The sequence below is a fragment of the Flavobacteriales bacterium genome, from assembly GCA_016699575.1.
Lineage (GTDB): Bacteria > Bacteroidota > Bacteroidia > Flavobacteriales_F > PHOS-HE28 > PHOS-HE28.
This window is the reverse complement of the sequence record CP064979.1, coordinates 2,189,176-2,203,056: the sequence shown is the minus strand read 5'-3', so window position 1 is coordinate 2,203,056 and position 13,881 is coordinate 2,189,176. Positions and strand designations below refer to the sequence as shown.

Sequence of the window (13,881 nt, the reverse complement as noted above, 5' to 3'; positions counted from 1 at the left end):
GACCAAGTACATGCACCGTGCTCTTTCAATCGGCCTGGGCCGACCAGTCCTTAGTGCATAGCAAAAGGATTGTACATAGGTCAACTAAAGCGTGCTTTCAAATGGCAATTTCGTGTCCGCAAAGACCTGCCATTCAGTGACCGATCTATCATGTACGTCCGCCTAGATCGCCACAGGGATGCGCCAGGAACGACTCTGATCGCCGAGGTATCACGCTCTCGCCTCGCCGATCAACACTACACGATACTCAGCGCAAAGTGCCGAACCGACTTCGGTGCGGTAATCCGGGAACATGGCGAAGTAGTGCCTCCATGCAGCCACTACCTCCGAAGTATCTGATAGTAAGTTACCTTGGCTATCAATGAACAGGAACCATGGGGCCATGAGGCTTGAGATCAGCTCAACATCATGCGTATTTATCGCCTCTATGAAGGCCTTTGCTACATTGAGAGTCTGCTTCTGACCCACCATCACAATTGAAGTACGATGGATTTGAGGCCTATCGATCAACGTTTCGTGTGACTGTAAGCACCCCCATTTTAGGCGCAGCGGTTTGTAAAGGTACTTTTGAGTGTGGTGGTGTTGTGGATGTCCTGTTGAACTGTGGGGAAGTCCGCGCGTGAGCCTGTGTAGTGGGCAGGGAGTTGTCCACATTTCAACAGGAACGCACGGGGCGATAAGCGCAGCAACGACCTGTGCGGGCGCTGGTTGTTATAGCGCCACATCCACTCTTGCGTGATGGTGCGTACTTGGTCCAGGCGTTCGAAGATCCACGCATTGAGCACTTCGGTCCGGTACGTTTTGTTGAAGCGCTCGACCAAGCCGTTCTGCATGGGCATGCCCGGCTGGATGTAGGTGAAGGCGATCCCGTTGGATGTGGCCCATTCCTGCATGGCGTGTGCGATGAACTCCGGGCCATTGTCCATGCGAAGGCGTTCGGGCTTACCACGCCAGGCGATCAGCTGGTCCAGCTCACGGATCACGCGTGCAGCAGGCAGAGAGGTGTCGACCGCTATGCACAAGGCTTCCCGGTTGAAGTCATCGATCACGTTGAAAGTGCGGTACTTGCGACCGGTCACCAGCGCATCGCTCATGAAGTCCATGCTCCAAGTGATGTTCGGGCCGATGGGCAGCACGATCGGGTCCTTCACCCGCTCGGGCACCCGGCGCTTCGTACGCCTGCGCAAGTGCAGGTCCGCCTCCTTGTAGAGCCTGTGCACCCGCTTGTGGTTGGCCCCGGTCCCCTCAGTGACCATCTGGTCGAAGGTCAGACCGAACCCCCATGTGGGGTTCTGATCCACCACTCGCATCATGTGCTCGATCACTTCCGCATCGTTCTTCTCCTTGGGCGCATAGCGATACACGCTCGCACTCAAGTTCAACAGCTTGCAGGCCCGGCGTTCGCTGTACTGGCGCTGTTCGACCAGTCGGCGCACGACCTCTCGTTTGTCGTCCGGGCCTACAACTTTCCCTCGATGATCTCCTTGAGCACCTGGCGGTCCATCTGGGCCTCGGTGTACATCTTCTCAAGGCGCGCATACTTGGCCTTCAGCTCCTTGAACTCCTTGAGCTGGTTGGCGTCCAGGCCGCTGTACTTGGCCTTCCACTGGTAGAACGTCGGCTGGCTCACGCCATGTTCCCGGCACACGTCCGAGACCTTCTTGCCTGCCTCATGCTCGCGCAGCATCGCAATGATCTGCGTCTCGGTGAATCTGCTCTTTCTCATCCTGATCAAGTTTAGGTGGTTCTACTTCCACCTGCACCTGTTTCAGGGGGTGCTTACATGACGTCCTGACGAAATGTAGAGGAGCCTTTCCCGATCGGACGCCTTGTGAATGTCTTAAGTCAATCCTAAATAGACAGGAGTGTGAATTCCGGAGCCACGCGTTGATCAGTTTTGGAGTCACGATCAGTGACATGATGAACGGGAGTTCGAACAGTGCTCTGGAGTCGCTTGGGAACTCGCGATATTTCCCAGTCACCAGGCCTGGTCAAGCATGATTCTGTCGATTCTAGACCATAGTAATCGACGCATTGTACATGGAAACGACTGAAGGCACGAACTCCAATCGTGTCGCTCCTTTTGAGCGGCGGATCAAGCGGCTTGAGCGTACGATTTTGTACATCATGGCCGCCGTATTGGGTCTTGCTGGCGCGATCTGGCATAATAGCCGGACCAGTGATGTGCTTCGGGTCAAAGGCGTGGTGATCCTTGATGATGAGGGCCGGGACAGAATTCTGATCGGTGCTCCAATCCCAGCTTCTATGGATCGGATGCGGACCGATATGGCAGCGGTGCGGCGCTCGTGGGCAAGCAGGATGCCAACTGAGTATATGAAATGGTACGAGAGTTACCGACATGACATGAATGGCATTCTAGTACTCGATGAACATGGGACAGACCGGATCGCGTTCGGCCACGACTATCCGGACCCTATCATAGGCCAACGCCTTGGACGCGGAACTGGGCTGGTCATTAACGATTCCACCGGCTTGGAGCGCAGTGGATACGGCCTACTGACAGTAGCGGGTGAAGACCGCGTTGTCCTTGGTATTGACAGGAACAATGGTACAGAGGGGGTTTCGTTGGTCGCGCTTGAGGATGGCACCACGGGCTTGGTCGTTAACGACAACATCCGGCAGGAACGCCTCCTTTTGGGGCGAGGACCGACCACGACCGTGGTATCCGACACAGTGCCACTAGGCCTGATCCGCGAGGATGAGACCGGGGTGCATCGTGGTGCATATGAGAACGACATAGCACGTTGAAGAAGCAACAAACTGATCAGGAGACATGAGCTGGTTCACAACAGACTACAACAAGTTCTTCAGCGATTTGGCCAAGAACAACAACAAGGAATGGTTCGATGCGAATCGCAAGCAGTATGAGACTCATGTGAAGAGGCCGTTCGAGGCATTCACCACTGAGGCCATATCACGTATTGGCAAGGTGGACCCGGCGGTCAGGATCCAAGCGAAGGATGCCATTTTCCGGATCAACAAGGATGTGCGCTTCAGCAAGGATAAGAGCCCTTACAAACTCAGTTGCTCAGCCAATATCTCACCGGCAGGCCGAAAAGACCATGCTACCCCGGGGATCTACTTCGAGCTGGGTCAGGTTGGGGTACAGATCATCGGTGGGGTTTACATGCCTGACAGGGAGCAGTTGGAGAAGATCCGGCGAGCATTGATCAAGGACGGCAAAAGTCTGCGCAAGGTGATCGCAGCACCAGCGTTCAAGGATTCCTTCGGAGAAGTGCGTGGAGATGTGAACAAGGTGCTTCCCGAGGAGTTCAAGAGCGCCGCGAAGAGCGAGCCGCTGGTTGCGAACAAACAATTCTTTGTTGCTGCGAAACTCCCGGTCTCTGCCATCACCTCCCCCAAGCTGATGGACATGATCATGGATCACCACGAGGCGCTGGTGCCGTTCAACCGGTGGATGGCGGATGCGATGCATCAGTAATGGACCTATGATGAGCCGACCTGCTTTTCGAGCACGTGTAACTGTGATGGGGATGGCCTTGGTGTTGATCCTTGGTTGCCGTGCGCAGCAGACACCAACAGGTGTTCTGCCTGGTGCCGAGTGTTGGTATTTGCCAGCCCCTGACGGCGTGTGCGAACTGTTCGTGATGGAATTCGGGACGGGGTCACCTGTTGTGGTTCTTCATGGCGGGCCTGGAGCCGACCTCACCTATATGTTGCCAATTGCCAACGGGTTGGATAGCACGCACAGGTTCGTCTTCTATGACCAACGAGGTTCGCTGCGATCTCCGTGCCCGACAGACAGCATCAGTATGCGAAAGCATGTGCTCGATCTTGAAGCCCTACGAATGGCCTTGGGTCTTGAGAAGTTGGATCTGGTGTCACATTCTGCCGGAACGCTGCTGGCTTATGAGTACTTGGCAGCCTTTCCGAAGCGTGTCGGCGCGTTCGTTCTCGTGGGAGGACTGCCACACAAGAACGGATGGGCCTATTTCGACAAAGAGTACTCGACCCTTTGGGAAGGACTTCAGGATTCTGCCTCGGCTTTCGAGAATCGACCTGCTGTAGCGAGTGTCCTAGATAGTTTGAGCCGCATTGGGAGTGCGAACAGAGCAAAGCGGGCAACTCAACTTGCCTTGATACGGCAAGTCGGAGCAGAGAGCGTACGGGTCGACAAGTGGGTCGAAGCGATGCCTATGAGGGTGAACGCCGCTGCATCTGACGCAACAAGGAAGACAACGAATTTCGACTATGACTACTCAGCGCTACTGGCCAACCACTCAGCACAGGTCGTAGTGATCAACGGCGACTTGGATTTCGTGGTTGGTCCTCGTGGCAGCCCACTCTGGAAGAGCCTCTCTGCAACAGCCAGCAACGTCATCGTAAATGTCATACCCGATGCGGGTCACATCGTGTGGCGCGATCGACCAGAGCTCTTTCGTCGATGTCTACGCACGGCGTTGGCGCGCAAGAACTGACAATTCCGAAAACACCAAACAACAACCTCAAACACCAAACACAAAATGAACGTAACCACCAACAGCATCAACTGGTTCGAGATCCCTACAGTTGACATCAAGCGTGCAAGGGCCTTCTACGAAAAGGTGTTCGGGATCAGTATGCATGAGACCGAGATGATGGGTATGAAGATGGCGTTCTTTCCATATCAACCTGGCAGCGGGAAAGCCGCTGGCAGCCTCGTTCAAGGCCCGATGCATAAGGTACATCAGGACGGATGCGTGATCTACCTGAATGGTGACCCGGATCTGAGCGCGGCGCTCGAGAAAGTGGAGACCGCCGGGGGGCGGATCGTGATGCCCAAGACAAGTCTCGGCGATTTCGGGAACATGGCATTCTTCATCGACACCGAGGGGAACAAGGTCGGATTGCACTCCCAGAAGTGATACCGGACGCATGTATGATCTTTAGGGTCTTTGGGCCCATGGTGAGGGTCAAGGCATAGCTGAACATGAAGTGCATGGGACGATACCTTGCCTGGATCGCCATCCTGATCACCTGCTTTTCGAAGCCGGTCTTCGCACAATTCTCTGCGGGGCATGTCATGGGTATTGGATCACACTGCGTCGGATACTCGGACATCGGTACACCCATCGCGCTCGACGTTGTAGTCGGTGAGCGATCAGCGAAGTTCATGATGGATTCTGGAGCTCCTATGTTCATATCGCAGGCCCTTCAGGAAGAATCCGGCTTCCCAGAGCTTCAGAAAGCTGTTGCTGTGGACGGCAGCGGATTAACGGATACGATCCTCATCGTCTTGGTCGACACCTTGCATGTTGGTCCGTTACAGTTCATCGGCCTGCCTTGTCTCGTGTTGAATGTTGAACGAACGGGTCTGGGTTGTCATGGCATTGAAGGGAACTTGGGAAGCAACGCGCTACGGTTCCTTGAGGTGGATATGGACCCAGGCGCGGGCCGAGTGTGCATTGCCAATCCCGGTGCGGTGGTAGATGCTGACGGACAAGAGGGTCATCGTATACGGCTGGATGATCAGTTTGATGCATGGTTGCCTTTGGTGTACAATGGCGAGTTCCTCGATTCGGCCCACTTCGATTCCGGGGCTTCAGCGACTTTGGAGATGTCGAGAGCCGCGATGCAGGGTTTCCTGGGCAAATACCCCACAGACTTGGTCGATAGCGGGCTTGGGGTTGTCTCATACGGAGTGCATGGCCCTGCCCCACCAAGTGAACAATTGATCGCTGCTCCACGAACCGTAATGATCGCAGGCGCGGAAGTGGCACGCCCACGCACGATCATCACGGAGGATGGCCGAAGCAGGATCGGACGTGGTATTCTGGCCTTTGGTCGAGTACGGATAAACTATCCCGCACAGCGGATCAGGTTCACGCCCTATCCGAGGCGGATCCTTCAGGAGCAGGCTGACTACGGCGTGCATCTGATCATCGACGGACCCAATGTTCATGTGGGAACAGTCTGGCGCAACACAGAGGCGGAGCAAGCGGGAATCAAATACGGTGACCGTGTGCTTCGTGTCGGCGATGTTGACCTGGCAACGGTGCTGGAATGTGACTTGGAACGTGTGCTGCGCCAGCTGCTCGGCACCAAGCGCATCGTAATGTCAATACAGTCGGCAGATGGAGGCGAACGTCAACGCATCCGGCTGAAGCGCCGAAGGCATTGGCAAGAATGATGTTACGCTGAACAAAAGATGATCGAATGCTCTCTAGACCATTCTAAGCAGATCATCGTTCACCACCATGAAGGGTGATTTCCTTGGAAATACGTGAGCATATCGCTGGTGCTGGCGCCTCCACGAGCACCAATTGAAGCAGCGCGAACAACTCAGACTTCAGTTCGTGATGTTCATTTGCTATGCGTGCTGCGACCGAAACGGCGAATGCCCGCTGTGCAATGGACCGACCACGATCAACGTGAGCATCCTTGTGAACACGACCGCCTTCCACCGGATGGCCAATGGAGCGTAATGCAACGACCTCACCGCAACGCGTTGCACGCTTTCGTGAACGTCTTGGTCCAAGAGCTGAAACAGCACACCTATGTGCGGGCCGAGCAGATGCGGATATCGCTCACCAACCAATTGCAGAACATGAGCGGCACGTTGTCCAGCCAATCGGTCGGTGCCATCCAAGATCGACATCAGCATGTCGAAGCGCTTCTTGTTGTCTGCAACAGTTGCGGCAAGCTTCTCAGCGTGCACTCGTCCGCGACCATCAAGAAGGACCTTCTTGAACTCGATGTGATCGTGCGCGGCTGCGCGCCGTTCATGGTGTTGCCTCATCGCGATCAGCGCCTATTCGAGGCAAGGTACACTTCGCTTATGGTCAGGAACGAAAGAGGCGTTGACTCGCGAATTGGGGGGCGCACACTGGATTCATGGTGCGTCAGGTGGCACTCGGGAAGACTCTTAAACAAACCCTAATTGTCCAATATGCTGGCGATCGTCATCATGCATTTCACCGCTTTTGTCCCTGTTTACTCCTGCTTCGGGAACATTGTCGATCATACTCGTGCGAACCATTGGACCTTGCATGCATCAAAACTAAACCTCATGCGATACGCCTTCATCATTGCCATGCTCTCCAACATTGTGCTTCCTGCTCAAGACCTGACCTCTCTACTGCACTACCCCACACACGCCTACAGCCGTATCGAGCTCTATCCTACCCCTTTGGGTGGCTATATGGCCGCTGTGGACCTTTGGGACAGCATCGATGTGGACCCTGGTCCTAATGCGGTCTGGTTGGAACCACAGGTCGGCTTACGAGAGAGTGCGATGGTGGCCTATGATGCAGCCGGGGCTTACCTCTGGCACAAGCAGATCAACAGCACCGAGACGGTTTGGATGGGCCAATTCTCGTTCACAGAGGACGGACAGTTCTATGCGAGCGGTGCGGCCAGTGGCACAGCGGATGTGGATCCTGGTCCCGGCGTGGCGACGGTGAACTGCAATTGCAATGGCGGAGTGAACGGGTGGTACGGAAAGTTCAACGCCACGGGCGACCTGCTGTGGCATGCCCAGATAGGTGACGGTACCGCGAGCACGCAGGCAACGGTGCGGCTGTTGTACAGTCCGCTCAGTCATGATCTGTTCATGTTCGGCGAAGCGCTCGGCAGCAACCCCACTGACTACGATCCAGGACCGGGGCTCGCCCAGATCCCGCCGCCGCCTGTTCCGGGGCAAAGCCGGACCAACTTCATTTATGCACGACTGGACAGCAGCGGTGTGTTCCAATGGCACAGGCCATGGGGCGCCAACGGCTTGCGCCACGTGACCCGGTGGGACGATGGCCTGAATGAGTACTTCTACCTCGCAGGCGCGTCCTTCGGCTCACCGGATCCGATCGATCTGAGTGACTATGACCCAGGTCCCGGCCAGTTGGTGCCTTACCGTGCCGTTCACACGATGCAGGACGCCTTCGCCAGCAAGTTCGATGCGAACGGTGATCTGGTGTGGTGCCAGTTCTTCTTCGGAGGCAACGGTTTCGGCCCCAATCATAACGAAGAGGCTGCGGATGTGTCCTTGGATACACAGGGCAACGCATATGTCGCCGGGTATTTCATGAGCAACTATTCAACAACCGCAGGTGGTAGTCTACTGTCATTGGTTCCCTACGGCGGCTCTGGTACCGATGCCTTCCTCGTGAAGCTCGCCAGCGCGGATGGATCATTGATCTGGGAGAAACAATTCGGTTCGCCCAACGATGACGACATCTATAACGCGATCTGTGCCGTGGATGAACTGGACCGCGTGTACATCGGATCCACCTTCATGAACACAGCCGAGTTGAACAGCGCGGGTGCATCAGTGCAGGTTACCGCGAATGGACCCATGTGGACCAAGGACGGCTTCGTGGCCTCTTTCGATGCGGCTGGCCAATACCTGTGGAGCGGCACGTATGGTGGCCCCGGAGCCGATGGACCTACACATCTTTTCCCGTCTGCGAGTGAATTATGCATGGTGGGCGTCTTCACCGGAACCGCTGATCTGGACTTGGGGCCGGGCGTGAACAATGTGGTCGCACAGCAAGGCGGCGATCCCTTCTTCGCCTGCTACGATCTGACCGTGTTAGCGCTAGGTGGATCAGAAGCACAGGATACTTCCCAGCAGGTCATGGTATTTCCCAATCCCGCGAGCAGCGTTGTCACGATCCGTGGTCTGGAAGCAAATACCGAAATCGAAGTACTCGATGGTGTCGGACGGCTGGTCAAGGTAGCGTCAACGAGCAGCCTGGACGTAAGTGACTTGAACAATGGGATGTACACGATCCGCTTCCGGGATCGATCCGCGATGCACAACATCCGATTCGTGGTAGATCATTGAGCGAGCAATAGACCAATGCTATGAGAGACCCGGCTATGGGCACGTTCCGCGTTACCCTCTACTTCGTAGCGATGCATTTCTTTGTAGTGATCACTACCGCGCAGACCGCGACTCAGTCAAGTATTGACGCGGTGTTCGTTCGTAACGATGGTCAGTGGCCCGAAGAAGTGCAATACCGAAGTGGCACGAACCTTAGTTTGTTCCTGGAACATGGTGGTATAACGTGGTCCCTATTGGAGGGAAATGCTTCCGTTCGGACACATGATCACATACACGCCGACAAGAATGCGTTGACCGATTTCGGTCTGAATGGACACGCATGGCGGGTGGAATTCGTCGGTGCAAACAACAAGGCGCGATGGCAGGGAACGGCTCCAGGGCCAGCCTATCTGAATTTCCTAGTGGGCAATGATGCGGCCAGATGGGCGAAGCGCGTTCCTGTTTACGCCGGCGTGCGGTGTACTGCTGTCTGGCCTGGTGTTGATATCGTGATGCATACCGAAGGAGCGGCGTTCAAGTATGACCTGTTCCTGAACAATGTCCAAGATGTCGAACGGATCAAGCTGCGATACACAGGGCCAGACCGTATGACACTACTACAGGACGGCTCATTGGAGATCGGGACGAGCGTGGGAGATCTGACCGAAGGCGCTCCTGTTGCCTACTATGCGGATGGAAAACAGGAACGTGTAGAGTGCCGGTATGTGGTGGAAGACCAAACGGTCAGCTTCGCTTTCGATGGAGCCGTTGACCCGCTAAGGCCAATTGTGATCGACCCGGTCATCCTGGCCGCCACCTATTCTGGTACGGGTGATATTGGATGGACCGAGAACTACGGAGGCAGCGCCACATATGGTGCGGACGGTTCGATCTTCACGGGAGCGCATTGTTTCTCCCAAGGATATCCAACAACACCCGGCGCCTTCCAACTCAATTTTCCTGGTGGGCCATACAGCATGGCCATAAGCAAATTGAGCGCCGACGGTACGGCCCTGTTGTGGGCGACTTACCTCGGTGGTGACGGGAATGACACGCCTGCGAGCATGATCGAGGCTGCTGATGGCTCGCTCGTGATCATGGGGACGAGCAATTCGGAGAACTATCCGTGTTCGCCCGATGCCTTCGATGATACGTGGGGTGGAGGACTCATCGAACGGGACATCGTGATAAGCCGGTTGAGCGCTGACGGAGCGGACCTACTGGCAAGCACCTATGTCGGAGGTTCTGATGATGATGGTTGGAACGGCGTTCAGGAGAACGTAGGAGACCATGTGGTCGGCGAAGTGGTCCTAGATGATTCAGGTGACGTTTACGTGTGCAACGCGACCTGGTCCACAAACTTTCCTACGACCACAGGTGCCATTCAGACGGCGAGCGCTGGAGCCCAGGATGCGGTCGTATTCAAGATGAGCGCCGACCTCAGCGCACTCATGTGGAGCACACGGCTTGGGGGTGAATTGAACGATGTTGCCTACGGTCTACATCTGGACGGCAGCGGTGGTGTGTTCGTAGTGGGGAGCACCGGCGACGGTAACATGCCATTCCCTGGCATTGGTCATCAGCCTGCGTTCGCAGGTACGCGAGATGGTTTCGTGGCGCATATCGTCGACAATGGAACAAGCCTCGCCGGATCGACCTACTTCGGTGGCGAGGACCTCGACCAACTTCAACGTGTGGATCTCGACGCTCAAGGCAAGGTTCATTTACTTGGACAGCATGCGTCACTGATCACCGTGCAACCAACCGGCACCTTCAGTACCGGCAACTCAGGTGTCGTGGTTGCCCGGTTCAGCGAGGACTTGGCCACATTGGAGATGTCCACATGTATCGCGAGCGGTTACGCACCGAGCGCCTTCCGTGTGGATCAATGTGGCAGGGTCTATACTTCCGGCTACCTGCCTTCCTCCGACATTCCGGTCACATCGGATGCGGTTCAGTCCAACCCAGTGGGGTATTACGTTGGGGTGTATGACACCGGATTATCCAGCCAGCTCTTCGGCACCTACTTCGGCCTGGACGGGGACCACCAGGATGCTGGCATGAGCCGGTTCAACGAAGAGGGCGTTCTATTTCAGGCACTGTGCGAGGACGGTTGGCCTGGGCCATTCCCTACAACCGTCAACGCCTGGAGCACAACCCCTGCGGAGAGCTTCGATGTACTCGCATTCATACTGGATACCGAACTTGGTTCAGCAGAAGTCACAGCCTCTTTCACGCAGGTAACCGCCGATACCTGCGCCCCCATGACGTGGAGTCTTTCCAGCATCGGCACAGCGGATAGCTGGGTCTGGGACTTCGGGGATGGCACAGCGGCCACAACGGGCGCCGATCCAACGCACACCTACCTTACGCAAGGCTCCTATACGATCACATTGATCGCCAGTTCAAGTAATGACTGCGTGGCATCGGATACGGCACTGGCGATGATCGATGTTCCTGAGTGCGTCTTGGTAGTTCCGGAAGAGATCGTCGTTCCGAACGTTTTCTCGCCGAACGGGGACGGCACCAACGACCACTTCCACATATCGGGCCTTGAGGGAGTCGACCATCAGCTTCGTATTTTCAATAGGTGGGGTCAGGTCATATTCGATTCGTCGAATTACAAGAACAATTGGGACGGCGGAGGTGTGAGTGATGGCACGTATTACTATGTACTGCAGTTGCCGGCCAGGGCATCAACAATGACAGGATATCTTACGATACTCTAAAGTGGCGCGCACCGGTAAATTCGTCACAGCAATCCTTTTATGTTGAACTTGTGCTTATATGCCGCTTGAGTGCCATGCAGATGAAGCTTCGTCATCGGTCGGATCGACATGGTAGAAGTGCGCTCGGCTGGCTTGCAATAACTACTGGCATAGTGCTGATATTCGGCTGCGTGGGTTGGATGGCCTACGTCATGGATCAAACGGAGGGGCACGAGCGGATCACACAACAACGCTTGGAGCGGTTGGCACAGGCGATCGCTGAGGACGGGGTCTGCGTTCGGTTGAAGGCGAAACACTACTTCTCGGGTGAGGTTCCGTTCACCATCATGGTCCCGAGTATGACGAACGAGAGCGGCGTCGATACGATCACCGAATTTCTCGGTGAGCGCATTGACGGCGACACGCTGCTAAAGTTCGCCCAACTTCCGCTGGACCGGCCAGCACTTGCAGAGATCTCGCTGCTGATCAGGTATGTCTCGCCGGATGACCCCCGTTCGCCTTTTGTGGAACGAGTCGCCGAGGCCGATCAAGCAGAGCGGACCATCGGATCACCATACGATGATTTCCTCGATACGGCGCGGATCGGTTCTTACGTTGATCAGCGGTTGATCAGCGCGCCTTTCCGCACGATCAATATGGCGATCATCGATACCCTGACGAATGCGGTGCTGTTCCGGCGCGGAGCTATGGATAGGACACGCGCTCGTACAGCACGTCATGCGGTCACCATCTTCTCGGGTCGGCTATCGGGAAAACCACTCCGCATATTTGTCGATCACCCGCATGCCCTCTTCACTGTGGCAGTATCCCAGGTCCATAAGATCCTGATCTTCCTTGGCGCATTGTTCGCTGGGTTCATTGTGGCCTGGAAAGCGATCCGCCTCAGCGTTACCCAGACCAGATTGGCTCAGATGCAGATGGACCTTGTGAGCAACATCACCCATGAACTGAACACTCCCATCGCCAACATCTCATTGGCGCTTGATACCCTTAAACGATCTCGCCCGGAAAGCCCGGGGATGAACGACGATGAACTGTGGGATATAGTCACCGTGGAGAACCTGCGTTTGAAGTCAAGCATCAAGAAAGTATTGGACGTCAGCCTGCTTGAAGGTGGGCAATTGTTGTTACGACTCGAGTTACACGATGTGCATACTTTATTGGAGCGTACACTTCAAGGCTTCAAACTATTAGCGAACAGGGACCGGATCGATCTCGTGCTCCACTTACGTGCTCATACGAATTGGATCATGGTCGATGAGACCTACCTCACCAACGCCATGCACGCCCTGATCGATAATGCTATCAAGTATTCCGGTGAACAAGCCCAGATCGTGATCAGCACTTCAGACGCCCAAGATGGCATCCTTGTGCGCTTCAGTGACAATGGTCCTGGCATCCCTGAAGCGGATCGCGAACTGGTATTCGAGAAGTTCTACCGGGTGCGTAACCCAGACCGTTATGCTGTGAAGGGGACTGGCATCGGCCTGTACTATGCCAGGCAAGTGATCCAAGCGCACCACGGGTGGGTACAACTTGGTGTGCAGACCACAGGAACCCTGGTGGAACTCTTTCTTCCAACGGAAATACGAACAAATGGCCAAGATCCTCATAGCTGAGGACGATCCGAACATGGGTCGCCTGCTGGTAGAGAACCTCAGGTTGTCCGGATATGAGCCCACATTGGTCGCGGACGGTTCCGAGGCCAAACGCCTTTTCGCCCTTTCCGCGTTCGACCTCTGCATACTTGATGTGATGATGCCAAGGAAAGACGGGTTTCAGTTAGCAACCGAATTGCGTGCGATCGATCCAAGAGCTGCCTTCATATTCCTCACTGCAAAGAACACGCAACAGGACAAGAAAGAGGGATTTCAGCGCGGTTGCGATGACTATATGACCAAGCCGTTCGACTTCGAGGAACTGCTCTTGCGCGTCAACGCGGTCCTGGACCGAACGATGGGTCCTCGAGTAGAAAAGGAGGCCGTGCTGCAATTTGGTGGCTTTTCGCTCGACCTTCGAGAACGTGCGCTGAACTTTAAGGGGAAGCGTTCTTTACTCACGGAAAAGGAGGCTCGCCTTCTGCAAATACTAGCACTGAACATAGGTCGAACAGTGACGCGAACTGAACTTCTTACGCGCGTCTGGGGAAAAGACGATCCCTATCATAGCAAGAGCATGGATGTTTACTTGACCCGTATCCGGAAGCACTTGAGAATGGATGAGCGCGTATCGCTGCACAATGTGCATGGGAGAGGATATCGTTTGGAGGCAGGTGAATAGCGCAATCCGCTACTAACTCAAGAGAACTTTGGCATTCAAAGTCGGCTGTTTGGTGATGGTTGCAGCCCATAGGCCAGTATGCATGACCTT

At 55.3% G+C, this 13,881-nt stretch carries 13 protein-coding genes; 10 read left to right on the top strand and 3 right to left on the bottom strand.

Features of this window, described 5'->3' with window-relative positions; all coding sequences use genetic code 11:
• Positions 1-210 precede the first annotated feature (210 nt).
• From IPJ76_09040 to IPJ76_09030, 3 genes are all read right to left on the bottom strand, one after another.
• Entirely contained in the window at positions 211-471 is a 261-nt protein-coding gene (locus IPJ76_09040; protein QQR88337.1) for a nuclear transport factor 2 family protein, read from the bottom strand.
• A gap of 68 nt (positions 472-539) precedes the next feature.
• Complete coding sequence (locus IPJ76_09035) at positions 540-1,436, bottom strand: IS3 family transposase (GenBank protein QQR88336.1); 897 nt, start codon at positions 1,434-1,436, stop codon at positions 540-542.
• A 23-nt stretch (positions 1,437-1,459) separates the two neighbouring features.
• Positions 1,460-1,726, bottom strand: coding sequence for a transposase (locus IPJ76_09030; protein QQR88335.1), 267 nt, complete (start codon positions 1,724-1,726; stop codon positions 1,460-1,462).
• Positions 1,727-2,040: 314 nt separating this feature from the next.
• Here IPJ76_09030 and IPJ76_09025 point away from each other — a divergent pair, with 314 nt between their 5' ends.
• From IPJ76_09025 to IPJ76_08980, 10 genes are all read left to right on the top strand, one after another.
• Positions 2,041-2,769, top strand: a complete 729-nt coding sequence (locus IPJ76_09025; protein QQR88334.1) for a hypothetical protein — start codon at positions 2,041-2,043, stop codon at positions 2,767-2,769.
• Positions 2,770-2,794: 25 nt separating this feature from the next.
• Positions 2,795-3,463 (top strand): DUF2461 domain-containing protein, encoded by a 669-nt coding sequence (locus IPJ76_09020; GenBank protein ID QQR88333.1) that lies wholly within the window; start codon positions 2,795-2,797, stop codon positions 3,461-3,463.
• A gap of 52 nt (positions 3,464-3,515) precedes the next feature.
• A complete protein-coding gene (locus tag IPJ76_09015; protein QQR88332.1) occupies positions 3,516-4,460 on the top strand; it encodes an alpha/beta hydrolase in 945 nt (314 codons plus the stop codon).
• Positions 4,461-4,505: 45 nt separating this feature from the next.
• Positions 4,506-4,886 (top strand): VOC family protein, encoded by a 381-nt coding sequence (locus IPJ76_09010; GenBank protein QQR88331.1) that lies wholly within the window; start codon positions 4,506-4,508, stop codon positions 4,884-4,886.
• A 74-nt stretch (positions 4,887-4,960) separates the two neighbouring features.
• Positions 4,961-6,151 (top strand): aspartyl protease family protein, encoded by a 1,191-nt coding sequence (locus IPJ76_09005; protein QQR88330.1) that lies wholly within the window; start codon positions 4,961-4,963, stop codon positions 6,149-6,151.
• A 330-nt stretch (positions 6,152-6,481) separates the two neighbouring features.
• Positions 6,482-6,901 (top strand): hypothetical protein, encoded by a 420-nt coding sequence (locus IPJ76_09000; protein QQR88329.1) that lies wholly within the window; start codon positions 6,482-6,484, stop codon positions 6,899-6,901.
• A 129-nt stretch (positions 6,902-7,030) separates the two neighbouring features.
• Positions 7,031-8,803, top strand: a complete 1,773-nt coding sequence (locus tag IPJ76_08995; GenBank protein QQR88328.1) for a T9SS type A sorting domain-containing protein — start codon at positions 7,031-7,033, stop codon at positions 8,801-8,803.
• 491 nt (positions 8,804-9,294) lie between these two features.
• Positions 9,295-11,511: a gliding motility-associated C-terminal domain-containing protein gene (locus IPJ76_08990; GenBank protein QQR88327.1), complete on the top strand. Its 2,217-nt coding sequence runs from the start codon at positions 9,295-9,297 to the stop codon at positions 11,509-11,511.
• 74 nt (positions 11,512-11,585) lie between these two features.
• Complete coding sequence (locus IPJ76_08985; GenBank protein QQR88326.1) at positions 11,586-13,130, top strand: HAMP domain-containing histidine kinase; 1,545 nt, start codon at positions 11,586-11,588, stop codon at positions 13,128-13,130.
• On the top strand, positions 13,108-13,791 hold the full coding sequence (locus IPJ76_08980) for a response regulator transcription factor (protein ID QQR88325.1): 684 nt from the start codon (positions 13,108-13,110) through the stop codon (positions 13,789-13,791). Before IPJ76_08985 ends, IPJ76_08980 begins: the two co-directional genes overlap by 23 nt.
• The last annotated feature ends 90 nt before the right edge of the window (positions 13,792-13,881 follow it).

Bases quoted from the DNA above. Each gene is read 5' to 3' on its own strand.
- IPJ76_09040 (QQR88337.1), bottom strand. From the start codon at position 471: ATGGTGGGTCAGAAGCAGACTCTCAATGTAGCAAAGGCCTTCATAGAG.
- IPJ76_09030 (QQR88335.1), bottom strand. From the start codon at position 1,726: ATGAGAAAGAGCAGATTCACCGAGACGCAGATCATTGCGATGCTGCGC.
- IPJ76_09025 (QQR88334.1), top strand. From the start codon at position 2,041: ATGGAAACGACTGAAGGCACGAACTCCAATCGTGTCGCTCCTTTTGAG.
- IPJ76_09020 (QQR88333.1), top strand. From the start codon at position 2,795: ATGAGCTGGTTCACAACAGACTACAACAAGTTCTTCAGCGATTTGGCC.
- IPJ76_09015 (QQR88332.1), top strand. From the start codon at position 3,516: ATGGCCTTGGTGTTGATCCTTGGTTGCCGTGCGCAGCAGACACCAACA.
- IPJ76_09010 (QQR88331.1), top strand. From the start codon at position 4,506: ATGAACGTAACCACCAACAGCATCAACTGGTTCGAGATCCCTACAGTT.
- IPJ76_09005 (QQR88330.1), top strand. From the start codon at position 4,961: ATGGGACGATACCTTGCCTGGATCGCCATCCTGATCACCTGCTTTTCG.
- IPJ76_08995 (QQR88328.1), top strand. From the start codon at position 7,031: ATGCGATACGCCTTCATCATTGCCATGCTCTCCAACATTGTGCTTCCT.
- IPJ76_08990 (QQR88327.1), top strand. From the start codon at position 9,295: ATGCATACCGAAGGAGCGGCGTTCAAGTATGACCTGTTCCTGAACAAT.
- IPJ76_08985 (QQR88326.1), top strand. From the start codon at position 11,586: ATGCAGATGAAGCTTCGTCATCGGTCGGATCGACATGGTAGAAGTGCG.
- IPJ76_08980 (QQR88325.1), top strand. From the start codon at position 13,108: ATGGCCAAGATCCTCATAGCTGAGGACGATCCGAACATGGGTCGCCTG.